The organism is Blastococcus sp. SYSU D00820 (assembly GCF_054050695.1).
Genome location: NZ_JBJGZW010000012.1, coordinates 101,663 through 123,007 on the forward strand (window position 1 = coordinate 101,663; position 21,345 = coordinate 123,007).

Genomic DNA, 21,345 nt, shown 5'->3' on the forward strand with positions numbered 1-21,345 from the left:
AGGCGACCGGGGTAGTCGCCTCCCGGGAGCGCCCACCAGGCACCGCGAGAGGCGACTCCCATGAACGTGAACTCCCCTGCGCACGGTCCCGTCGGCGCGACGGCGTCCCCCGACCGGCGGGCGCTGGTCCTCGGTGGTGGCGGATCGGCCGGTCACGCGTGGTCGATCGGCGTCCTCGCCGGCCTGCTCGAGGGCGGGCGGGACGTGACCGGCGCCGACCTGATCATCGGGACGTCGGCCGGCTCGACGGTCGCCGTCCAGGTGGCCGACGGCGATCCGGCCGCCCTGCTCGCCGGCGTCCTCACCGAGGCGCCCGCACCCCGGACCGGCAGCCTCCGGCCCGCCGGCGGGCGCGGACCGGCGGCGGACCACCTCGCGGCGATGCGCCGGGTCATCGCCGCGGCGGACGGTCCCGCGGACATGCGCCGCCGGATGGGGGCGCTGACCCTCGAGGCCGATGCGGCGTCGGACGGCACCTGGTCGACCCGGTGGCGAGAGACCGTCGCCGCGCGGCTGCCCGGACGACGCTGGCCGGTGCCCCGGGTGCTGGTCGTGGCCGTCGACGCCCGCACCGGGAACCCCGTGCTCCTCGACCGGCACAGCGGCGTCGACGTGGTCGACGCCGTCGCCGCGAGCTGTGCCGGCGGCGGCCTCCCGTACCGGATCGGCGACCGCCGGTACGTCGACGGCGGCTACCGGTCGATCGAGAACGCCGACCTGGCGGCCGGGTGCGGGTGGGTGCTGGTGCTGGCGCCGCTGGGCGGCCGGTCGCACACGCCGCCGGACTGGGGCACGCACCTCGCCGCGCAGGTCGAGGACCTGCGCGCCCGCGGCACCGCCGTCGAGACCGTCCTCCCAGACGAGGCCTCCCGCCGAGCCTTCGGCGACAACATGATGGATCCGACGGCGCGCCCGGCCGCCGGGCGCGCCGGTCGCGACCAGGGGCGGGCCCTGGCCGGGCGGCTGGACGAGTTCTGGTCGGGTCAGCCCACGATGACGTAGGCCGGCCCGAGCGCCCGGCGCAGCCGGTCGGCCAGACCCGGGAGGGCGGCCGGCAGCTCGTCGTCCGGGGCCTCCTGGCGCAGGTGCCGCTGCAGCAGCGCGCGCAGCTCGTCGGCCAGGTCGGCGGGCACGGGGAGGTCGTACGGCGAGACCTCACCGCCCCAGCGGGCCGCGCTCGCGTCGTCGTCGGGGTGCAGCAGCGCGCCCGACGACGGGTCGAGCGCCAGCCGCAGCCGGTAGCGCTGCGGCCGGGCGACGGAGACGGTGCGCAGCGACTCGTCCCACGCCGCGGCCGGGTCCGGCAGCTGCGCGGTCGCCGTGGCCAGCGTGGTCGCCAGCCCGGGCGGGCGGGCCCGACCGGCGCCGCGCTCCTCGCGGGCCACCTCGGCCACGGCGCGGGCGGCGGCCCAGACGGCGTCCTCGAGGGCGCCGTCGGCGGACTCGGGCCGGCCGACGCCGGCCAGCCAGCCGCCCAGCCGCCGGCGCACCAGCTGCTCGGTGTCCTCGCGGCCGTTCCACGGCAGCACGCGGGCCATCAGCGAGGTGCGGTCGAGCAGGGCCGTGAGGGCGGTGCGGACGGCGGCGACGTCGCGCTCCACCGCCTCGGCGGCGGGCGCGGGGTCGTGCGGGCCCAGCGCGCCGGGGTCGCCGGCGAGCAGGTCGACAGCGGCCACCAGCACCCGGTCGACGGCGGCGTCGAGGTGCCGGTCGCGCTCGGCGGGGGGCGGAGGTGCCTCGGCCTGCGGGGCGACCGGCTCCGGCTCCGGCTCCGGCACCGGGTCGGGCGCGGGCTCCGGCGCCACGGCCCGCTCGGTCGTCACCAGGGGCACCCGGCCGGCCCCGCCGACCCGGGCGACGGTCACGTCCGCCTCGTCGGGGTCGACGGGAGGCGCCTCCGCCGGAGGGGTGACCGGTGCGGGCGGGGGCGTCGTGCGGGGCGGCACCGGCGGCCGCAGGTCGGCCAGCGACGGCAGCTGGGCCAGCACGGTGGCACCCCCGGATGCCGGCGCGGCGGGAACCGGCTCCGGCTCCGGCGGCGCCGGGGGAGTCCAGGGCAGCGGCGCCGGCTCGGGACCGGCCTCCGCCTCGGCCGGAGCGGCGGCGACGTCGAGAACCAGCGTGGCGAACACCTGGTCGAACACCTCCGCCAGCGCGGCGGCGGTGGTGGCCGGGGCGGTGGCGGTCGCGGTGTACCCGGTGCCGCCGCGGGCGAGGTAGACCTGCTGCTGCACGACCGGCACGCCGTTGGGCGGCGACCACGAGAACAGCCGCAGGTACGCCGGTCCGGTGCTGAGCGGCAGCACGGTGAACACCGACTCGGCGTAGCCGGGGAAGTCCCGTCGCAGCAGCTCGCCCTGGGTGTGCGCGTACTCGTCGGTGGTCACCGCGCGGTCCAGCGGCTCGCTGGAGACGATCACGTTGGCCTGGCCGTCGGGCGCCACGAGGGTGACCGACTGCTTGGCCAGCCAGCCCGCGGGCACCTGGGCGCGCACCTGCTCCGCCGTCCAGCGGGGCGCCTCCGGGGCGGTCACCGGGTCACCGTCGCGACCTGCACCAGCGTGGCGAGCACGCGGTAGGAGCCCTGTTCGTACTGCCCGGGTGGCAGCAGCGCGCCGGTCCGCTCGTCGAGCAGCGGGGACGACGCCATCGTCGTGGTGAGGACGGCGGAGTCGGCGGCGTGCGCGACCACCGAGAACTGCTCCGCGGCCTGCAGCACCGGCTGCAGCACGCCGTCCCCGCGCACCACGCCGAGCACGCCGGGCTCCCGCGCGCCGGAGAGCGCGTACCAGCGGTCGCCGGTACCGGGGTCGACCGCGCGGGTCACGTGCCCGGACTCGGGTGCGGCGGCCACCAGGTCCAGCCGCGGCCGGCCGTCGCCGCGCAGCTCGTAGACCTGCGCGCCCTGCCCGTCGAACCGGGACGCCGCGGCGCCGGGCACCGCACCGGTGAGCAGCCGGACGTGCGAGGGTGCCGGCTGCGGCACCGGCTCGCCGTCCACGGCCGGGCCGCGCTCGTCGACGGTGAGCACCGCCCCGCCGTGCTCCAGCCGCGCCTCGGTCCACGGCGGGCCGGTGACCTCGGTGGTGAGGCCCAGGCTGCCGTCGGCGCGGACGACGAGGTGGTGCTGGGCCGGGCGGCCCCACGGATCGCCGCCGGGCACCGCCAGCCAGAATCCCCCGCCGGTGGCGTCGGCCGGCCCGGGATCGACCCAGATCGGCTCGGTGCCCGGCGCCCGCGCCGCGATGCCGCTGACCGGCAGGTCGGTGGACAGCCAGGCGTCGGGAGCGCCGGCGGCCAGGCGGGCGAGGTCGAGCCGGTGCAGGCGGTAGCGGTAGACCGCGGCGCCGGCGGCCAGCGCTCGGCGACCGGCCTCGTCGGGGGCGTCGCCGCCGGCGGCGTCGGTGAGCAGCACGTGCACCGCCGCGGGGGAGGCGACGACGTCGATCCGGCCCTGCGGCGGCAGCGCCGAGCGGTGCAGGATTCGCAGGTCGGCGTCCAGGACCAGCAGGTCGCGGCCGATGACCGCGGCGACGCCGCCGCGGTGCACGGCGAGGGCGGCGGGGTGGCCGGGCAGGTCGACCGCCGCGTCGGGAGCGGTCGCGCCGGGCGGGAACCGGCGCAGCTGCCAGCGGCCGTCCCAGTCGGCGCAGCAGGCGATCACGCCGCGGTCGGTGCCGCCGGCCGAGCTGACCACCGGCGCGAGCACCTGCGCGTCCTCGGCCAGCTCCAGCAGCGGGGTGGTCGCCGGCCAGTCGGTCGCGCCGGGCAGCTGCTGCAGCCGCACCGGGGCCCGGCGGACGGGCTTCGGGCGGGCGGTGGTGACCAGCGAGGGGGCGCCGGGGGTGTCGGCGAGACCGGCCACCGGCCCGGCGAAGACGGCGCCGAGCCGGCCGGTCGCGGTGACCGTCGTGCCCGGCTCGGGCACCTCGGCGGCGTCGGTGACGACGTCGAGCACCAGCCCGGCGGTCTCGACGGTGAGGACGGCGAACTCCCGGCCGGTGCGCGCGGAGGTGCGCCGCGCGGCGCGGGCGACCCGGCCGGTGAGCACCGCGTCGGCCCGGTCGCCCGGGCAGTCCAGCCCCGGCTCCGGGCCCTCCCCGTCGGGGTGCACGGTGAGCTCGCCGGCGGCCAGCGACAGCCGCAGCCGGGCAGCGGAGTCGCGCCGGTAGCCGCCGGGGCCGGCGTGCGCGAGGTCGACCGGCGCGGCCACCACGGCGGGGCCGGGCTGCGGCGCGCCGGGCACGACGACCTCGGCGACCAGCCGGGAACGCCAGAAGTTCTCCGGGTCGACGACCAGGTCGCGGCAGACGACCGGCGTCACGGCGGAGCCCCAGTACCCGGGGACGGCGGTCGGCGCGGCGCCGTCCTCCGGTGCGGTGACCCCGAGCAGTGCCCCGCTGGCGTCGACGTCGAGCCAGAAGCGCACGCCCTCGACCGTCGGCAGGAGGGGCAGGCGGCTGCGGGTCACCTCGTCGGCGTGCGACGCGAGGTCCTCGTCGACACCGCCGACGCCGGCGTAGGGGGTGGCCACGGGGCTCCTCACTGGTTCGCGGGCGGTGCCTCAGCATCCCGGTCGGGAACGGCCGCGGACAAGGGGCGCGCCCGCGGCACACCGGATCGGCTCCCGGGCGGCGCGCGCGGGCCGCGCTCGGCAGGATCGATCCCGTGAAGAAGCTGGTCAACGACGCGGCCGCGGTCGTCCCCGAGATGCTGCGGGGCACGGTGCTCACCGACCCCGGCCTGGCCCTGCTGCCGGGGCAGGTCGTCGTCCGCAGGGACGCCGGCCGGCAGCGGGAGCGCGGCCGGGTGGCGGTGCTCTCCGGCGGGGGCGCCGGGCACGAGCCCGCGCACGCCGGGTACGTCGGGGCGGGGATGCTGTCCGGCGCGGTCGTGGGCGACGTCTTCACCTCGCCGTCCACCGACGCCGTCCTCACCGCGATCCGGGCCGTCGGCGGCCCGGCCGGGGTGCTGCTGGTGGTGAAGAACTACACCGGCGACCGGCTGAACTTCGGGCTGGCGGCCGAGATCGCCCGGACCGAGGGCATCCCGGTGGAGGTCGTCGTCGTGGCCGACGACGTCGCGCTGGCCGCCGACGGCGACAACGCCGGGCGCCGCGGGCTGGCCGGCACCGTGCTGGTGCACAAGGTCGCCGGCGCGGCGGCCGAGGAGGGCCTCCCGCTGGCCGAGGTGGCCGCGGCCGCGCGGGCGGTGGCCGAGGCGATCGGCACCATGGGCGTGGCGCTGTCGGCGTGCACCGTGCCGGAGGCCGGGCAGCCGTCGTTCGAGCTCGGCGACGACGAGATCGAGTGGGGCCTGGGCATCCACGGCGAGCCGGGCGTGGAGCGCACCGCCGCGCAGCCGGCCGACGCGGTGGTCGCCCGGCTGCTCGAGCGGATCACCGCCGACCGGGGCGTCGCGGCCGGCAGCCGGGTGGCGCTGCTGGTCAACGGCCTGGGCGGCACCCCGCCGATGGAGCTGGCGATCGTCGCGCGCAGCGCCGTCCGGGCGCGGGGGGGGGGCGGGGGGGGGGTGGCGGGGGGGGGGGGGGGGGGGGGGGGGTGGGCCGCCGGGGTGGGGGCGGGGGGGGGGGGCGGTGCGCGCGGGGGGGTTCGCGGCCCCCCCGCCCCGCCTCGCGCATCCCAGCGCGCACCCCCCCCCCCCCCCCCCCGCCCCCCCCCCCCCCCCCGCCGCGGCGCGCACCTCGGCGAGCTCGGCGCGCAGCGCGGTGAGCTGCCACTGCCCGTCGGCGGGGACGTCGGCCAGCGCGGTCACCCACTCCTCGAGCAGGTCCAGCCAGCCGGCCACCGGATACCGGCCGGCCAGAGCGGTGAGCGCGGCGTCCAGGCGGTCGACGAGCTCGGCGAACCGGCCGGCCAGCCCGATGGCGCTGGAGTCGACCTCGTCGACCGGCAGCGCGTCGCCGAGCAGCGCGTCGTCCTGCTCGAGCGCGACCCCGGCCAGCAGCCGGTCCATGCCGGCCCGCCAGGTGCCCTGCTCGATGCCGGCCAGCCGCCAGCCGGCGCGGTGCTCGGCCGACAGCCCCCAGCGCACGCCGGCCGCGACCGTCCAGCCGCGCAGCCGGGCGAGGTCGTCGTCGTCCAGGCCGAAGCGCAGCCGCACCGGCTCGGTGCCGGCCAGGTCGAGCACCTCCGTGGCGGCGACCCGGCCGGCGGCGAGGTCGAGCAGGGTGGCGGCGGTGTCGAGCAGCGGGTTGGTGCGCCGCGGCGACCGGTCGGCCAGCGACACCCGCAGCCGGCCACCGGGATGGTCGTCGGCGCCGAAGACGGCGGTCACCAGCGGGGCGTAGGCCTCGACGTCGGGGCACATGACCAGCACGTCACGCGGCTCGAGCGTCGGGTCGTCGGCCATCAGGCCGACCAGCACCTCGCGCAGCACCTCGACCTGGCGGGCGCGGCCGTGGCAGGCGTGCACCTGCACCGACCGGTCGCCCGGGTCGAGCCGGAACCCCGGCTGCGGCGCGCGGTCGGCGCGCAGGTCGTCCTGCAGCTGCGCCAGCAGGGTGCGCGGCCGGCCGGGCACGGCCGGGGGGTGGTGGGTGTCGGACGCCGGGCCGAGCGCGGCCAGCCGCACCTGCAGCTCCCGCACGTCACGCGACAGCGAGGCCAGCAGCGGGTGGCGGACCGGCAGGGTGACGTCGGCCCGCCGCGGACCGGCCGGCCCGGCCGCCGCGACGGCCTCCCACAGCGCGGGGCTGGCCGAGTGCAGCCACAGGTGCACCTCGCGGCCGGCGGCCAGAGCGCCGAGCACCTGCAGCTGGGCGGCGTCGAGCCGGCTGACGCCGAAGACGCCCAGCCGGGCCGGGAGGTCGACGGCGCCGGGGCGGTCGACCAGCGCGGCGCAGGCGTCGTCGAGCAGCTCGGCCGGTGCCGGCGTGCCGAGCCGCGCGCGCAGCCGGCGCCACAACTCGGCCTGCCAGCGCAGGTCGGCGGGAACGGCGTCGTCGTGGCCGGCGGCCCAGTCGCGCAGCAGCTGCGGGCGGGCGCCGCCGTAGGCGGCGAAGAGCTCGGCGAGGTGGCGGGCCACCCCCAGCCGGCGGCTGCTGGGCGTGCCGTCGTCGCCCGGGCCGAGGTGCCGCCGGAGCGCGGCGCACCACGGCTCGTCGGGGCCGCAGAGCAGGTCGTCGAGGACGTCGAGCAGCGGCCACGCCGCGCGCTCGGGCCGCCACGCCTCGACCGCCGCAGCGGCGCCCGGGCTGACCGCGGCCACCGCCGTGGCGAGCACGTCGTCCGGCCGCGGGAACTCCACGCGCGCGCAGATGCCGTCGGCCCGGTTCCCGGCGCCCAGCCGGCCGGACAGCTGCTGGGTGATCCACCGCTCGACCCCGCGGGCCGGCACGGCGACCAGGTCGCGCTCGAACGGGTCGGCCGGCGGGACGGCGAGCACCTCGGCCAGTGCCGCCACCAGCGCCCCGGCGCTCTCCGACCGGTGGACGTGCAGCCCCACTGACCAGCTCCCCGTGCTCGACCGACGACGGCCCGCCGACCCTAGGTCAGGGAACCGACAGGTCTCGGGACCCTCGCTCTCGTCGCAGGTCCCGCCGCGAGCGCCGCGAGCGATCGGGCCGCGACCGGCCCCGCTGCAGGGTCCCGCCGCGAGCGCAGCGAGCGGTGGGGGCAGCGGGGCCCTCAGATCCAGTTCCGGCGCTTGAACACCGCGTACAGCGTTCCGCTGACCCCGATCATCAGCACCAGCGCGAACGGGTAGCCCAGGTGCCACGACAGCTCCGGGATGTCCTCGAAGTTCATCCCGTAGACGGTGCCCACCAGGGTCGGCGCGAACAGGATCGCGGCCCACGCGGAGATCTTCTTGACCTCCTCGCCCTGGGCGATCGAGGCCTCGGTGAGCTCGCGGATCTCCTCGTTCTGCCGCTGGGCGACCAGCGTCGCGTTGACGGTGAGGATGTCGCGCAGCTGCAGCCGGAAGCCCTCGACCCGCTCGTTGACCTGGGTGACGTGGTCGGCGACGTCGCGCAGGTAGCTGCGGAGGTCCTCGTCGACGCCGTACTTGTCGAACCCGGCGGTGATCGCGGCGAGGATGCCGTGCAGCGGCTGGGCGGCACGCTGGAACTCGAGCACCTCCTGGGAGAGCTCGTAGATGCGCCGGGAGACGCCGGGGTCGCCGCGGAAGACCTCGGTCTCGATCTCGTCGATGTCGTTGGCCAGGCCCGCGACCACCGGCGAGTAGCCGTCGACGACGGCGTCGAGGATCGCGTAGAGCACCGCCTCGCTGCCCTTGGCCAGCAGCTCCGGATCGCTCTCCAGCCGGCGGCGCACCCGCGCGAGGTCGGGCGACTCGCTGTGCCGCACGGTGATCGCGAAGTCGCGGCCGAGGAACAGGTGCAGCTCGCCGAACTCCACCTCCTCGGCCGCGTCGAGGTACCGCGCCGCCTTGAGGACGACGAACAGCGTGTCGCCGTAGCGCTCGAACTTCGGCCGCTGGTGGGCCTTGATCGCGTCCTCGACGGCGAGCTCGGGCAGGTCGTACTGCTCGGCCAGCTCACCGAGCTCGGCGGGCTCGGGCCGGTACAGGCCCAGCCACACCATGCGCTCCTCGAAGCCCTCGTCCAGCCACTCGCGGCTCTCCTCGGGAGAGGACGGCGTCGCCACCCGGCGGCCGCCGGCGTAGACGGCGTTGTCGACCAGCGGCGACTGCCGGCCGGGGTCGGCGACCGCGGGCTCGGCCGGCACCGCCTGCGGCGCGCGGACGACCTCCGGCCGTGGACGGCGGCGGAGGGTGGGCAGGGCGGAGAGGGGCGCGAGGCGGCGATCGGCCATGACGGACTCCCGGAGGACGCTGGTGGGGACGCAGCGGAGGAGGTCCTCGCCCGGCCGGCCGGCCCGGATCCCGCCATTCGCGCGCGAAAGGCGGAGGACGGGGGGCGCTACCCGGCGAGGACCCCGGGACTGGGACTGGGCGGCTCGCTGCGCATGGCGTCCCTCCTCCCGGGTCGGTGGCCGGCGTCCGTCGCGCGGGCCGTCGTCCATCGTGACACGCCGGGGCGCCCGCGCCGCCGATACGTGACCACTCAGACACCGCGATCGCGCGGTGTTCCCCCGGACGTGGTCAGCCGGCCACCTCGCCGTCGGGTGGCGGCACCTCCAGCGCCACGAGGAAGCGGCTGACCATCGCGTAGCCGGCGGCCAGCGCGGCGAGCTCGACGACCTGCCGGTCGTCGAGGTGGGCACGGGCGGCGGCCACCACCGCGTCAGGGACGACGACGTCGCGCGTGGAGGCGTCGGTCCAGGCCAGGACGGCGGCCTGGACCGGCGACCACACGCCCTGCTCCGCCGCGTCGGGACGGCGCAGCACCCGCAGGTGCAGGTCGGTGAGCCCGGCGCGGCGGGCGATGGGTTCGTGCGCCGCCCACTCGAACGCCGCGTCGTTGAGGACGGCGACCCGCAGCACCACCAGCTCGCGCAGGTCGGCCGCCAGCGTGGTGCCCGAGCGCAGCGCGCCGAGCAGCGCGTTCCAGCCCTCGGCCACCGGCGGGCTGTGCAGCAGCAGCCGATCGAGCGTGCTGAGCGTGCCCCCGCGCCGGGCGCGGACGAGGTCGGCGACCGGCCCCTCGCCGGCGGCCAGGGGCAGCCGCGGGCCGGCGGTCATCGGGCCGGGGTGGCGAAGACGCCGGCCGGATAGGCGCCGGCCGCGACCAGCCGGCCGGACAGCGCCCGGCCGACCTCGGTCACCCGCGCGGTGCGCTCGGCGCCGAGGTGCCGCCACGGCGCCTCGGCCAGCGCGTCGGTGTCGGCCTCGATCTGCGCACGCAGTGCGGTGCCGGCCTCGGTGAGCGCGCCGTCGGCGACCAGCCCGCGGTCGGCCAGCGCCGCTCCCGCGGCGGCCCACTCCTCGTCGGTCCAGCCGCGCAGCGCCTGCGCCGCCTCCGCGGTGAACGCCCGCCCGGTGGCCACGTGCGTCTGCAGCGCCTCGATGCCCGACAGCCCGTGCCGCAGCAGCACCGCCAGGTGGCCGTCGCCGCGGTGCTCGCGCAGCAGGGTCGCACCCCAGAAGACCTGCAGCAGCGGCTCCTCGGGCCAGGGCTGGTCGGCGTGCCCGGCGTAGAGCGGGCGGCCGTCGGGGGTCAGCGCGGTGCACGCCTCGCGCAGCAGGCCGGCGAGCTCGGCCACCTCGGGCGACTCCGCGGCCTCGCCGAGCAGCCGGGCCAGGGAGGCGCGGGCGGCGTCGAGCCGGGCCGCCAGCACCTGCTCCGGCGCGGCGAGGGTCCAGGCCCGCGGCAGGTGCCGGGCGACGATCGCCGGGGAGAAGTTGTAGAAGGTCGCCGTCACCACGCCGGGGCCGACCGGCCCCATGGCCGCCGCCCGGCCGGCGAAGTAGCACATCCGCCCCGGCCGCAGCCCGGCCGCGGCGAGGTGCTGGTCGTGCTCGGGAGCGAAGTACAGGTGGTTGTGCAGCGGCTCGATGGCGCGGTGCGCGCGGGCGACGGTGCCGGGCGGGAGGGGCTGATCGGCGCTGACCATGGGCCGCACCCTATGCGGGCGGGCACCCCGGCCCCGTGCGACGGTGGGCGCGGCCGGACGAGGAGGGGTGGATGCCCGACTGGGTGCAGGACGCGATCTGGTGGCACGTCTACCCGCTCGGGTTCGTGGAGGCGGAGAAGGAGGCGGTCGAGGCGGTCACGCACCGGCTCGGCCGGCTCGAGGCGTGGCTGGACTACGTGCTGGAGCTCGGGGCCAACGGCCTGCTGCTCGGCCCGGTGTTCGCCAGCCAGACGCACGGCTACGACACCGTCGACCACCGCCGCATCGATCCGCGCCTCGGCGACGAGGACGACTTCCGCGCCCTGGTCGACGCCGCGCACGCCCGCGGCCTGCGGGTGCTGCTCGACGGCGTCTTCAACCACGTCGGGCGTGGCCACCCGGCCTTCCGGGCGCTGGCCGAGCAGGGCCCGTCCGCGCCGACGGCGTCCTGGTTCCGGCTGCGCCAGGACCGGTGGCAGCCGGGCACCGAGCCCGCCGTCGACGTCTTCGAGGGCCACGCGCAGCTGGTCGCCCTCGACCACTCCTCCCCCGCCGTCGAGGACCTGGTGGCGGAGGTGATGACGCACTGGCTGGACCGCGGCGCCGACGGGTGGCGGCTCGACGCGGCCTACGCCGTCCCGCCGGCGTTCTGGGCCCGGGTGCTGCCCCGGGTGCGCGCCGCGCACCCCGACGCCTACGTCGTCGGGGAGGTGATCCACGGCGACTACGCCGGCATCGTGCGCGCGTCGGGCATGGACGCGGTCACCCAGTACGAGCTGTGGAAGGCGGTCTGGAGCGCGCTCAACGACGGCAACCTCTTCGAGCTCGCGCACGCGCTGCAGCGGCACGACGGGCTGCTCGGCACGTTCGTGCCGATGACCTTCCTGGGCAACCACGACGTCACCCGGCTGGCCAGCCGGCTGACCGACGAGCGGCACGTGGCGCACGCGCTGACCGTGCTGATGACGGTGGCCGGCACGCCGTCGCTGTACTCCGGTGACGAGCAGGCCTTCCGCGGGGTCAAGGAGGACCGGGCCGGTGGGGACGACGCCGTCCGCCCGCCCTTCCCCGCCACCCCGGCGGAGCTGGCGCCCTTCGGCGAGACCACGTTCCGGCTGCACCAGGAGCTGATCGGCCTGCGCCGCCGGCACCGCTGGCTGCACCGGGCGCGCACCCGGACGCTGCACCTGGCCAACGAGCAGTTCGCCTACGAGAGCCGCGGGGACGTCGGCCGGCTGGTGGTCGCGCTCAACCTCGCCGACGCCGCCGTCGAGGTGCCCGCGCCCGGCGCCGGCGCGCTGCTGGCCGGGCAGGCGACGGTCGCCGGGGACCGGGTGCGGCTGCCCGCGCACGGCTGGGCGGTGCTGGCCGGCTGAGGCCTCAGTCGCTGGTGAACAGGCAGAACGGGTGACCCGCGGGGTCGGCGTAGATCCGCACCTGCTCGTGCGGGTCGTCGTAGCCGCCGATCCGCCGGGCGCCGGCCTCCTCGGCCAGCGCGCAGGCCGCGTCGAGGTCGTCGACCTGGAAGTCCAGGTGCAGCTGCATCTGCTGGGTGCCCGGCTCCGGGGGCCACACCGGCGGCACGTGGTCGCGCTCGAGCTGGAAGGACAGCCCCGGGCCGCCGCCGTCCGGGCGCAGCGTCACCCACGCGGGCTCGTCGTCGCGCAGGGGCCAGCCCAGCAGCCGCTGGTAGAACAGCGCCAGCCCGTGCGGATCGGGGGTGCCGAGGACGGTGGAGGCCGGCCGGATGCTCGGGGTCACGCCCCGATCGTGAACAGCCGGGCCCCGTTGTGCCACAGGACGGCGCGCAGCCAGTCGTCCCCGAGGTCGAGGCGGGCCAGCGCCTCGAGCTGGTGGGCGTAGGGGTACGGGATCGCCGGGAAGTCCGTGCCGAGCAGCACCTTGTCGCCCAGCGCGGCCAGCCGCGGCAGGTCGGCGCGGTCGAAGGGCATCAGCCGCTCGGTGAAGTCGGTGGCGAACATCGTGGTGTCCAGGTGAACGCCGTCGAAGCGCTCGGCGAGGTCGAGGAACTCGCGGTACTCGGGCATCCCGAGGTGGGCGATCACCAGCCGCAGCCGCGGATGCCGGTCGAGCAGCCCGGCCATCGGCTCGGGCCCGGTGTGCCGGCCGGCCAGCGGCCCGGAGCCGCAGTGGATGACCACCGGTGTCCCCTCGTCGGCCAGCCGGCCCCACACCGGGTCGAGCAGCGGATCGCGCGGGTCGAACGCGCCGACCTGCACGTGCACCTTGAACACCCGGGCACCGCGGTCGAGCGCCTCGGCGACGCAGGCCGGCGCCTCCGGCTCGGGGAAGAAGGTGGCCGACTGCAGCACGCGGGGATGCTGCGCCGCGAACTCCGCCGACCAGTCGTTGAGCCAGGCGGCCATGCCCGGCTTGTGCGGGTAGGGCAGCGTGGGAAAGGCGCGGACGCCGAGCCCCTCGAGCAGCGCCAGCCGGTCGGCGACCGGCAGCGCGTAGGTGACCGGCCAGGCCGCGCCGTAGTGCGTCTCGGCCTCGGCGAAGTAGCGCCACACCTTGGCCTGCACCCGGTCGGGCAGGAAGTGCACGTGCACGTCGACCAGGCCGGGGAGGCCCAGCTCCCGCCAGAAGCGCGGGACGTCCTCGTCGTCGGCCGGCGGGTGCACGGTCACCTGACCTGCACCACGACCTTGCCCCGCACGTGCCCCTCGGCGACCAGCCGCTGGGCGTCGGCCACCTGCTCCAGCGGGAACGCCTTGGCGATCGGCACCCGCAGCTGGCCGGCGTCGGCCATGCGCGCGAGCTCCTCGAGGTCGTGCGGCTCGGGCCGGACGAACACGTAGCGGCCGCCCATCTCGTTGACCGCGGGGTCGACCACCGAGGCGATCCGGGCGACGTCGCGCACCTGCTGCGGGGCGTCGGCGAGCGCGTCGCCGCCGATCAGGTCGAGGACGGCGTCGACCGGCTCGGACAGCTGCCCGCTGATCGGCCCGGCGCCGTAGTCGATGACCTCGGCGACCCCGGCCTCGCGCAGGAAGCCGTGGTTCCGGGGGCTGGCCGTGCCGATGACGTGCGCGCCGAGCGCGACGGCGATCTGGACGGCGTTGAACCCGACGCCGCCGGCGGCGCGGTGCACGAGCACCCGGTCGCCCTCGGAGACCTCCAGCGCCTCGGTCAGCGCCTGGTAGGCGGTCAGCCCGGCCAGCGGCAGCGCGCCGGCCTCGGCGAACGACAGCGACCCGGGCTTGTGCGCCAGGCACCGCTGCGGGGCGGGCACGAACTCGGCCATGGTGCCCCACTGGACGTCGTCCCGGCGGACGTAGCCGAACACCTCGTCCCCCGGCGCGAACGCGGTGATCGCCGGGCCCACGGCCTCGACCACGCCGGCGACGTCCCAGCCCGGCACGATCGGGAAGTGGTGCGGGAAGAACCCGGCCAGCCCGCCGGCGCGGATGCCCATGTCGACCGGGTTGACCCCGGCGGCGTGCACCCGGACCAGCACGGTGTCGGGCCCGACCGGCGGGTCGGCGAGGTCGTCGCGCAGCTCGAGGACGTCGAGGTCACCGAACCGGTCGTAGGCGATCCCTCTCATGACGGCCCGATCACCTGCGCCCCTTCACGTAGCGGCCGAAGGCCTTCTGGATCTCCCGCCGGGAGTCGCGCTCGGCGAGGTCCTGGCGCTTGTCGTAGGACTTCTTGCCCTTGGCCAGCGCCAGGGTCGCCTTGACCTTGCCGTCCTTGAAGTACAGGTCGAGCGGCACCAGGGTCAGGCCGCCCTCCTTGGTCTTGCCGATCAGCTTGTCGATCTCCATGCGGTGCATGAGGACCTTCCGCTTGCGGCGCGGCGTGTGGTTGGTCCAGGTGCCCTGCACGTACTCGGGGATGTGGACGTGCTGCAGCCACACCTCGCCGTCGTCGATCGTGGCGAACCCGTCGACGAGCGAGGCCCGGCCGGCGCGCAGGCTCTTGACCTCGGTACCGGTCAGCACGAGGCCGACCTCGTAGGTGTCGAGGATCGAGTAGTCGTGCCGCGCCTTCTTGTTCTGGGCGATCAGCTTGCGCCCCTGCTCCCGCGGCATGAGGCCAGGTTAACCGGGCCCCGCCAACGCCGAGACCTGCGTACTCGGGGCCATCAACGGGTGATGGCCACGAGTACGCAGGTCTCGTCGAGCGTGGAGCGGGCGACTACAGCCGCACGTACAACCGCAGCGTCACGTACGCGGCGATCGCGGCCAGCCCCACGCCGGCGCCGGCGATGATCGGGCTGATCGTGGCGATCGCGCCCCAGTCGACCGGCGGGATGATCCCGGCCTTGATCGGCCCGGCGAGGGTCTTGTCGACGAACAGCACCTTGGTCAGCACCAGGCCGCCGACGGCCAGCAGCGCACCGATCAGGCCGGCCAGCGCCGCCTCGAGGATGAACGGCAGCTGGGTGTACCAGCGCGAGGCGCCGACCAGCCGCATGATGTTGGTCTCGTTGCGCCGGTTGAACGCCGCCAGCTGGATGGTGTTGGAGATCAGCAGCAGGGCCGCGAGCGCCTGGACGACGGCGACGGCGATCGTCGCGTTGCGCGCGCCGTTGAGCAGGCTGAACAGCCGGTCGAGGAAGTCGCCCTCGTCGCGCACCTGGTCCACGCCGTTCTCCCCGTTGGGGAACTGCGCGGCGATCACCTCGTAGCGCTCGGGGTTGACCAGTTCCACGCGGAAGCTCTCGGGCAGCGCGTCCGGCGGCGTGTTCTGCACCAGCTCGGGCTGCTGGCTGAACTGCTGCTGGAAGCGCTCGAAGGCGTCTTCCTTCGACTCGTACAGGAAGCTGGCCACCTCCGGCGACTCCTCGAGCTGCTGCTCGATCGCCGAGCGTTGCTCGTCGGTGACGTCGTCGGCCAGGAAGATGGAGACCTGCACCTTGTCGTAGTAGATCTCCTTCATGTCGGAGATCATCCCGGCGATGAGCAGGCCGGTGCCCATGAGGCCGAGCGAGATGGCCGTGGTCAGGATCATCGCGACCGTCATGGTCAGGTTGCGACGGAGCCCGGTGGCCACCTCGGAGAGGACGAAGTTGACGCGCATCGATTCCCTGTCGTGAGTTCAGGCGGGAGTGCAGGCGGCGGGGCTCAGCGGCCGACGCCGTAGACGCCGCGCGACTGGTCGCGGGCGATGACTCCCCCGTTGAGCTCGATCACCCGGCGGCGCATGGAGTCGACGATGTGGTAGTCGTGCGTCGCCATGATCACGGTGGTGCCGGTGCGGTTGATCCGCTCCAGCAGCAGCATGATGCCCTCGCTGGTCTCGGGGTCGAGGTTGCCGGTGGGCTCGTCGGCCAGCAGCACCAGCGGCCGGTTGACGAAGGCGCGGGCGATGGCCACGCGCTGCTGCTCGCCACCGGAGAGCTCGCCGGGCAGCCGGTTGGCCTTGCCCTCGAGGCCGACCATCTCGAGCACCTCGGGGACGACCCGCTTGATCGTCCGCTGCGGCTTGTTGATGACCTCGAGCGCGAAGGCCACGTTCTGCGCGACCGTGCGGTTGCGCAGCAGGCGGAAGTCCTGGAAGACGCAGCCCATCGTGCGGCGCAGCTTGGGGACGTTCCACTTGCTCATCGTGTTCAGCGTCTTGCCGTTGACGATGACGGTGCCCTTGGTCGGGTCGTCCTCCTTCAGCAGCAGCCGCAGGAAGGTCGACTTGCCCGAGCCCGAGGAGCCGATGAGGAAGACGAACTCGCCCTTGTCGATCTCCGTGGACACGTCATCGAGGGCCGGCCGTGCGCTGGCCGGGTAGATCTTGGTGACGTGTTGCAATTCGATCACGAGGCGCCACGGTACCTGTCCCGAGCCGCCGTCCGGCCCGTTCGGGCCGAGGCACACCGAGGCGGTTCTCGCGGACGGTGACCGGCACGGGGCTCCCGCCGGGACGACGGTCACCCAGCGTGGCGGGAGGACGGCGACACGCCGTGAGCTGTGACGTCCGTGACGGCGTGGTCACAGCGCGCTAAGGGGCTGCCTCAGCTCGAGGGCACGGCCTCCTGCTGCCGCCGCCAGCGGATGCCGGCCTCGATGAAGGAGTCGATGTCGCCGTCCAGGACGGCGGTGGTGTTGCCGGTCTCCTGCTCGGTGCGCAGGTCCTTGACCATCTGGTACGGGTGCAGCACGTAGGAGCGCATCTGGTTGCCCCAGCTGCTGCCGCCCTCGCCCTTGAGCGCGTCCATCTCCGCGCGCTGCTCGGCCTGGCGCACCGCCAGCAGCCGGGCCTGCAGCACCCGGAGGGCGGCGGCGCGGTTCTGGATCTGGCTCTTCTCGTTCTGGCAGCTGACCACGATGCCGGTGGGCAGGTGGGTGATGCGGACGGCGGAGTCGGTGGTGTTCACGCTCTGCCCGCCGGGCCCGGAGGACCGGAAGACGTCGATGCGGATCTCGTTCTCGGGGATGTCCACGTGGTCGGTCTGCTCGACCACGGGCAGCACCTCGACCCCGGCGAACGACGTCTGCCGGCGGCCCTGGTTGTCGAACGGCGAGATGCGCACCAGCCGGTGGGTGCCCTGCTCGACCGAGAGGGTGCCGTAGGCGTAGGGCTGCTTGACCGCGAAGGTGGCCGACTTGATGCCCGCCTCCTCGGCGTAGCTGACGTCGTAGAGCTCGACCGGGTACTTGTGCCGCTCGGCCCAGCGCAGGTACATCCGCATGAGCATCTCGGCGAAGTCGGCGGCGTCGACGCCCCCGGCCTCGGAGCGGATGGTCACCAGCGCCTCGCGGGAGTCGTACTCCCCCGACAGCAGCGTGCGGACCTCGAGCTCCTCGATCTCCTTGCGCAGCCCGGTCAGCTCGCGCTCGGCCTCGGCGAGGGAGCTCTCGTCGCCCTCCTCGGCGGCCATCTCGTGCAGCAGGCCGGCGTCGTCGAGGCGGCGGCGCAGCTCCTCGACGCGGCGCAGGTCGCCCTGCAGGTAGGACAGCCGGGAGGTGAGCGCCTGCGCGGCCTCGACGTCGTTCCACAGGTCCGGCGCGGCGGCCTGCTCCTCCAGCTCGGCGACCTCGCGGCGCAGCCGGTCGACGTCGAGCACGGCCTCGATGGACTTCAGGGTCGTGTCGAGCTCGTCCAGGACGACGGAGAAGTCAGCAGCCACGTCTGCCGAGGGTAGTGCGCCCGCGCCACCGGGTACCCGGGTCCGACATGAGCGAGCCCCGCCGGAGGCGCAGCCGCGCGGACTACGAGCGCGGCCTGCCCGACCACCACGACCCCACCGCCGGCTTCGCCGGAGCCGCCCCGGCCCAGTCGGCGCTCACCCTCCGCCTGGTGCTGGCCGCCTTCGGCCTGGTCGTCTGCCTGGTCGGCGGCCTGCTCTGGCTGGCCACCGACCTGCCGGCCTGGCCGGCGGTCGTGCTGCTGGTGCTCGCCGCGGTCGCCGCCGTCGACCTGGTGGTGGTGATCCGGCGGAAGGCTCGCGGCGAGCCCGGCTGAGAAAGGACCTCCCTGCCCCCACCGCTCGCACGCCCGCGGCGGGCCCCTGCAGGGAGGCCGGTCAGACAGCCAGGCACTGCCCGGCGGCGAACCGGGCCAGCTCGGCGGCCGGCATGGGCCGGGCGATGTGGAAGCCCTGGGCGTAGGTGCAGCCCAGCTCCGCGGCGAGCTCGAGCTGCTCGGCGGTCTCCACGCCCTCGGCGAGGCTGCGGATGCCGCAGGCCCGGCCGAGCGCGACGACGGCGGCGATCGCGGCGGCCGCCTGGGCGCGGCGGCCCTCCGGATAGGCCACCAGGCTGCGGTCGATCTTGAGGATGCCGGTCGGGATCGACACCAGCTGGCCGAGCGAGGAGAAGCCGCTGCCGAAGTCGTCGATGGAGACCTCGACGCCGCAGCGGCGCAGCTCGGCGAACTGGGCGGCGGCCCGGTCGGCGTCGTCGGCGACGGCGGTCTCGGTCAGCTCGACCACCAGCCGGGACGGCGGCAGCCCGGCCGCGTCGACGGCGTCGAGCACGTCGTCGACCAGCGTGCCGGTGGAGAAGTGGGAGGCGTGGATGTTGACGCCCACGATCAGGTCCAGCCCGTCGCGCCGCCACGCCGCCGCCTGCCGGGTCGCCGCGCGCAGCACCCAGCGCGCCAGCGGGGTGAGCAGGTCGTGCGTCTCCGCCGTGGGGAGGAACTCGCCGGGGGCCAGCAGCCCGCGCTCGGGGTGCTGCCAGCGGACCAGCGCCTCCGCCCCGGTGAGGGCGCGGGTCGGCAGGTGGACGATCGGCTGGTAGTGGAGGACGAGCTGGTCGGTCTCGAGGGCCGTGCGCAGCTCGTCGGCCAGGGCCGCCCGCCGCTCGGCGGCGGTCCGCAGGTCCGGCGAGAACCGCCGGGTGCGGTTGCGGCCGTCGGCCTTGGCCGCGTACATCGCGAGGTCGGCGTCGCGCACCAGGTCGGTGGAACGCGCCGCGCAGCTGCCGGGCGGGGCGGTGGTCAGCCCGACGCTGGCGCCCAGGCGGAGGTCACGGCCGGCCAGCGCGACGGGCCGGGCGAGCACCTCCCGGCAGCGGTCGGCCAGCGTTCCGGCGACGTCGGCACCGCAGCCGGGCGAGAGGACGACGAACTCGTCGCCGCCCAGCCGGCCGACGGTGTCACTGCCGCGGACGCAGCCGGTCAGCCGCGCGGCGACCTCGCGGAGCACGGCGTCGCCGGCCTCGTGCCCGAGCGAGTCGTTGACCTCCTTGAAGCCGTCGACGTCGAGGAAGAGCACCGACACGGGCCCGCGGCCGGGGCGGGCGAGCTCCCGGTCGATGAGCTCGAGCAGGTGGGCGCGGTTGGGCAGGCCGGTCAGCGGATCGTGCCGGGCCTGCCAGGACGACGAGCGCTCGGCGCGCACCCGCGAGGTGACGTCGCTGTGGGTGACCACGACCCGGTCGCTGTCGCCGACCCGGGTGCCGACCAGGTGGTACCAGCGCACGCCGCCGGGGTGGCGGAAGGCGTAGTCGAGCGCGACGGACTCCTGCTCGCCGCGGGAGACCGCACGCAGGCCCTCGACCAGGTCGGTCACCGTGGCGTCGTCGCGCAGGCTGCGGGCCATGGCGAAGTAGTCGGTGCCGTCGCCGACGGCCAGCCGGGCGTCGTCGAGCAGCCGGGCCGCGGCGTCCCAGGCGGTGTTGGCGAACAGGACGGTGCCGGCGGCGTCGATGAGCAGCGTCGGCGAGGGCAGCGCGTCGAGCACCGACTGGAGCAGCGCGGCGTCGGGGAGCCGCGACGGCGGACCGCTGGTCGTACGCGGCACGGAGCACCTCCCGGGACCGGGGGCGTCGTCCATGGCACCCCTCTCCCCCGGTCGTCGGCAGCCCCCGGCCGGGACTGGAGACCCGCTCCCCCGCTGGGGGGAGGTTCAGCCCGCCGGGTCGCGGGTCTCGGCGGCCAGCCAGGCGAGGTAGGCCGGATTGCCGGCGACCAGCGGCAGCGCGATGACGCACGGCACGTCGTAGGGGTGCAGCTCGTCGGCGCGGGCGACGATCTCGGGCACCAGCGAGCGGCGGGTGTGCAGGGCGACCCGGGCCTCGGGCTCGTCGTGCACCGCGCCGTCCCACCGGTAGACCGAGCGCACCGCGGTCACGTGCTGGCCGCAGGCGGCCAGCCGCTCCTCGACCAGGGTGCGGGTGAAGCCGACCAGCCACTCCGGGTCGCCGGCGGTGACCACGACCTCGCAGTACTCCTCGTCCACGCGAGCCATCCTCCCCGCCCGTTCCCGCAGGTCGCGCGTGCAACCGGCCCGGGTCGGGGTAGGGCCCGGCCATGAGCGACGACATTCGGATCACGGTGGACGCCGACGAGTACGTCCTGCGCCGGCAGGGCGACACGGTGCAGATCGGCCGGCAGGTGGGCGGGGAGGTGACCTGGCTGGACGACCTGGACCCCTCGGTGCTGCCCGACGAGGCCCGCTCGGCGCTGGCGGCCGGCGACACCTCGAACGACGCGCTGCTGACCGCGCTGCGCGGCGTGGTCACCGCCGAGGTCGAGCGCGGCGGCTGACGCCCTCAGCCGCCGGTGGCCACCTCGGCCATCTCCACGACGGCGGCCACCAGCTCGGGGCCGTCGAGCAGGACGAGGTCGTTGTGGCCGGCGCCGGGCACCTCCACCAGGCGGTGCAGGGCGCCGGCGGCCGCGGCGACCGCCCGGCTCTGCGCCGGCGGGACGATCGTGTCGCCGGTGCCCAGGACGACGGTGGTGGGTGCCTCGACGCCGGCGAGCTGCTCGGCCACCGGATAGCGGTCGCGCAGCAGCCAGCGCACCGGGAGGAACGGGTAGTGCTCCTCCCCGACCGAGGCCAGGTCGACGAACGGCGAGCGCAGCACCAGCCCGGCCGGTGGGTGCTCGGTGGCCAGTTCGGTGACGACGGCGCAGCCGAGGCTCTCCCCGTAGTACAGGAGCCGCTCGGGAGGCACGCCCCCCTCGTCCAGCAGCCACGCCCGCGCGGCGCGGACGTCGAGGGCCAGCCCCTCCTCGCTGGGGCTGCCCGGGTTGCCGCCGTAGCCGCGGTAGTCGAACAGCAGCACCGCCAGGCCCGCGGCCGACAGCGCCCGGGCCAGCGGTGCGCGTGCCCCACGCGAGCCGCCGTTGCCGTTGGCCACGAGGACGGCGGGCGCGTCGGCGGCCGGGCCGGGCACGAACCAGGCGCCCAGCGACAGGCCGTCGGCCGTGGTGAGGACGACGTCGCGGGCGCCGGGGACGGCGGTCGCCGCCGCCGGCACCGGGCCGTCGTCGGGCAGGTAGACCAGCCGGCGCTGCACCGCCCAGAGCACGCCCACGAGCAGAGCGCACACGACGGCGAGCACCACGGCCACCCGGAGCACCCTGCGCACCCGTCGATCCTGCTCCCGGTCACCTCCGTGTGACACGCTCGGAGACCGGTACGGCCGGG

The 21,345-nt window shown here is 76.1% G+C and carries 19 protein-coding genes and 2 pseudogenes; 5 read left to right on the plus strand and 16 right to left on the minus strand.

From position 1 onward, the window contains the following. Positions 1–60: 60 nt before the first annotated feature. On the plus strand, positions 61–1,002 hold the full coding sequence (locus ACI79R_RS14180) for a patatin-like phospholipase family protein (RefSeq protein ID WP_456574278.1): 942 nt from the start codon (positions 61–63) through the stop codon (positions 1,000–1,002). Here the strand turns inward: ACI79R_RS14180 and ACI79R_RS14185 are convergent. Continuing rightward, positions 984–2,534 carry a hypothetical protein gene (locus ACI79R_RS14185; RefSeq protein WP_456574279.1) on the minus strand — a complete coding sequence of 517 codons (1,551 nt, stop codon included), beginning with the start codon at positions 2,532–2,534 and terminating at the stop codon, positions 984–986. The two genes, ACI79R_RS14180 and ACI79R_RS14185, sit on opposite strands and share 19 nt — an antisense overlap. Then, positions 2,531–4,534 carry a hypothetical protein gene (locus ACI79R_RS14190; RefSeq protein ID WP_456574280.1) on the minus strand — a complete coding sequence of 668 codons (2,004 nt, stop codon included), beginning with the start codon at positions 4,532–4,534 and terminating at the stop codon, positions 2,531–2,533. The genes ACI79R_RS14185 and ACI79R_RS14190 overlap by 4 nt, the downstream gene beginning before the upstream one ends. 176 nt (positions 4,535–4,710) lie before the next feature. Here ACI79R_RS14190 and ACI79R_RS14195 point away from each other — a divergent pair. After that, a pseudogene (locus tag ACI79R_RS14195) lies at positions 4,711–5,448 on the plus strand (dihydroxyacetone kinase subunit DhaK); the annotation flags it as partial. Positions 5,449–6,504: 1,056 nt separating this feature from the next. Here ACI79R_RS14195 and ACI79R_RS14200 read toward each other — a convergent pair. From ACI79R_RS14200 to ACI79R_RS14215, 4 genes and pseudogenes are all read right to left on the minus strand, one after another. Continuing rightward, positions 6,505–7,740: pseudogene (locus tag ACI79R_RS14200) on the minus strand (exodeoxyribonuclease V subunit gamma); the annotation flags it as partial. Continuing rightward, entirely contained in the window at positions 7,650–8,798 is a 1,149-nt protein-coding gene (locus ACI79R_RS14205; protein WP_456574281.1) for a magnesium and cobalt transport protein CorA, read from the minus strand. The gene ACI79R_RS14205 and the pseudogene ACI79R_RS14200, both read right to left, overlap by 91 nt. Positions 8,799–9,087: 289 nt before the next feature. Further along, positions 9,088–9,627 carry a carboxymuconolactone decarboxylase family protein gene (locus ACI79R_RS14210; RefSeq protein WP_456574282.1) on the minus strand — a complete coding sequence of 180 codons (540 nt, stop codon included), beginning with the start codon at positions 9,625–9,627 and terminating at the stop codon, positions 9,088–9,090. Continuing rightward, positions 9,624–10,499, minus strand: coding sequence for an SCO6745 family protein (locus ACI79R_RS14215; RefSeq protein WP_456574283.1), 876 nt, complete (start codon positions 10,497–10,499; stop codon positions 9,624–9,626). Before ACI79R_RS14215 ends, ACI79R_RS14210 begins: the two co-directional genes overlap by 4 nt. Positions 10,500–10,570: 71 nt before the next feature. Between ACI79R_RS14215 and ACI79R_RS14220 the strand changes: the two genes are divergently transcribed. Beyond that, positions 10,571–11,875 (plus strand): alpha-amylase family glycosyl hydrolase, encoded by a 1,305-nt coding sequence (locus ACI79R_RS14220; protein WP_456574284.1) that lies wholly within the window; start codon positions 10,571–10,573, stop codon positions 11,873–11,875. 4 nt (positions 11,876–11,879) lie between these two features. Here ACI79R_RS14220 and ACI79R_RS14225 read toward each other — a convergent pair whose 3' ends face one another. The 7 genes from ACI79R_RS14225 to prfB all read right to left on the minus strand — a co-directional run bounded on the left by ACI79R_RS14225 (position 11,880) and on the right by prfB (position 17,592). Next, positions 11,880–12,260 carry a VOC family protein gene (locus tag ACI79R_RS14225; protein WP_456574285.1) on the minus strand — a complete coding sequence of 127 codons (381 nt, stop codon included), beginning with the start codon at positions 12,258–12,260 and terminating at the stop codon, positions 11,880–11,882. Beyond that, positions 12,257–13,150 carry an amidohydrolase family protein gene (locus ACI79R_RS14230; RefSeq protein WP_456574286.1) on the minus strand — a complete coding sequence of 298 codons (894 nt, stop codon included), beginning with the start codon at positions 13,148–13,150 and terminating at the stop codon, positions 12,257–12,259. The genes ACI79R_RS14225 and ACI79R_RS14230 overlap by 4 nt, the downstream gene beginning before the upstream one ends. Beyond that, on the minus strand, positions 13,147–14,070 hold the full coding sequence (locus ACI79R_RS14235) for an NADP-dependent oxidoreductase (RefSeq protein ID WP_456574287.1): 924 nt from the start codon (positions 14,068–14,070) through the stop codon (positions 13,147–13,149). The genes ACI79R_RS14230 and ACI79R_RS14235 overlap by 4 nt, the downstream gene beginning before the upstream one ends. 10 nt (positions 14,071–14,080) lie before the next feature. Beyond that, positions 14,081–14,557, minus strand: a complete 477-nt coding sequence (smpB, locus tag ACI79R_RS14240) for an SsrA-binding protein SmpB (RefSeq protein WP_456574288.1) — start codon at positions 14,555–14,557, stop codon at positions 14,081–14,083. Positions 14,558–14,663: 106 nt separating this feature from the next. Further along, positions 14,664–15,548 (minus strand): permease-like cell division protein FtsX, encoded by an 885-nt coding sequence (gene ftsX / locus ACI79R_RS14245; protein WP_456574289.1) that lies wholly within the window; start codon positions 15,546–15,548, stop codon positions 14,664–14,666. Between the two features lie 44 nt (positions 15,549–15,592). Beyond that, entirely contained in the window at positions 15,593–16,282 is a 690-nt protein-coding gene (gene ftsE, locus ACI79R_RS14250; protein ID WP_456574290.1) for a cell division ATP-binding protein FtsE, read from the minus strand. Between the two features lie 194 nt (positions 16,283–16,476). Further along, positions 16,477–17,592 (minus strand): peptide chain release factor 2, encoded by a 1,116-nt coding sequence (gene prfB / locus ACI79R_RS14255; RefSeq protein ID WP_456574291.1) that lies wholly within the window; start codon positions 17,590–17,592, stop codon positions 16,477–16,479. Between the two features lie 47 nt (positions 17,593–17,639). On the opposite strand from prfB, the gene ACI79R_RS14260 reads away from it, so the two are divergent. Next, positions 17,640–17,927 (plus strand): DUF6343 family protein, encoded by a 288-nt coding sequence (locus ACI79R_RS14260; RefSeq protein ID WP_456574292.1) that lies wholly within the window; start codon positions 17,640–17,642, stop codon positions 17,925–17,927. Between the two features lie 61 nt (positions 17,928–17,988). Here ACI79R_RS14260 and ACI79R_RS14265 read toward each other — a convergent pair whose 3' ends face one another. Beyond that, complete coding sequence (locus ACI79R_RS14265) at positions 17,989–19,710, minus strand: putative bifunctional diguanylate cyclase/phosphodiesterase (protein WP_456574293.1); 1,722 nt, start codon at positions 19,708–19,710, stop codon at positions 17,989–17,991. 105 nt (positions 19,711–19,815) lie between these two features. Continuing rightward, positions 19,816–20,148 carry a divalent-cation tolerance protein CutA gene (gene cutA / locus ACI79R_RS14270; protein WP_456574294.1) on the minus strand — a complete coding sequence of 111 codons (333 nt, stop codon included), beginning with the start codon at positions 20,146–20,148 and terminating at the stop codon, positions 19,816–19,818. Between the two features lie 71 nt (positions 20,149–20,219). Here cutA and ACI79R_RS14275 point away from each other — a divergent pair, with 71 nt between their 5' ends. Next, a complete protein-coding gene (locus ACI79R_RS14275) occupies positions 20,220–20,456 on the plus strand; it encodes a hypothetical protein (RefSeq protein ID WP_456574295.1) in 237 nt (78 codons plus the stop codon). A gap of 5 nt (positions 20,457–20,461) precedes the next feature. On the opposite strand, the gene ACI79R_RS14280 is transcribed toward ACI79R_RS14275, so the two are convergent. After that, on the minus strand, positions 20,462–21,286 hold the full coding sequence (locus ACI79R_RS14280) for an alpha/beta hydrolase (RefSeq protein ID WP_456574296.1): 825 nt from the start codon (positions 21,284–21,286) through the stop codon (positions 20,462–20,464). Positions 21,287–21,345: the final 59 nt, after the last annotated feature.

Coding starts and splice junctions, on each gene's coding strand:
- ACI79R_RS14260 (WP_456574292.1), top strand. CDS start 17,640: ATGAGCGAGCCCCGCCGGAGGCGCAGCCGCGCGGACTACGAGCGCGGC.
- ACI79R_RS14180 (WP_456574278.1), top strand. CDS start 61: ATGAACGTGAACTCCCCTGCGCACGGTCCCGTCGGCGCGACGGCGTCC.
- ACI79R_RS14220 (WP_456574284.1), top strand. CDS start 10,571: ATGCCCGACTGGGTGCAGGACGCGATCTGGTGGCACGTCTACCCGCTC.
- ACI79R_RS14275 (WP_456574295.1), top strand. CDS start 20,220: ATGAGCGACGACATTCGGATCACGGTGGACGCCGACGAGTACGTCCTG.
- ACI79R_RS14205 (WP_456574281.1), bottom strand. CDS start 8,798: ATGGCCGATCGCCGCCTCGCGCCCCTCTCCGCCCTGCCCACCCTCCGC.
- smpB (WP_456574288.1), bottom strand. CDS start 14,557: ATGCCGCGGGAGCAGGGGCGCAAGCTGATCGCCCAGAACAAGAAGGCG.
- ACI79R_RS14235 (WP_456574287.1), bottom strand. CDS start 14,070: ATGAGAGGGATCGCCTACGACCGGTTCGGTGACCTCGACGTCCTCGAG.
- ACI79R_RS14210 (WP_456574282.1), bottom strand. CDS start 9,627: ATGACCGCCGGCCCGCGGCTGCCCCTGGCCGCCGGCGAGGGGCCGGTC.
- ACI79R_RS14215 (WP_456574283.1), bottom strand. CDS start 10,499: ATGGTCAGCGCCGATCAGCCCCTCCCGCCCGGCACCGTCGCCCGCGCG.
- ftsX (WP_456574289.1), bottom strand. CDS start 15,548: ATGCGCGTCAACTTCGTCCTCTCCGAGGTGGCCACCGGGCTCCGTCGC.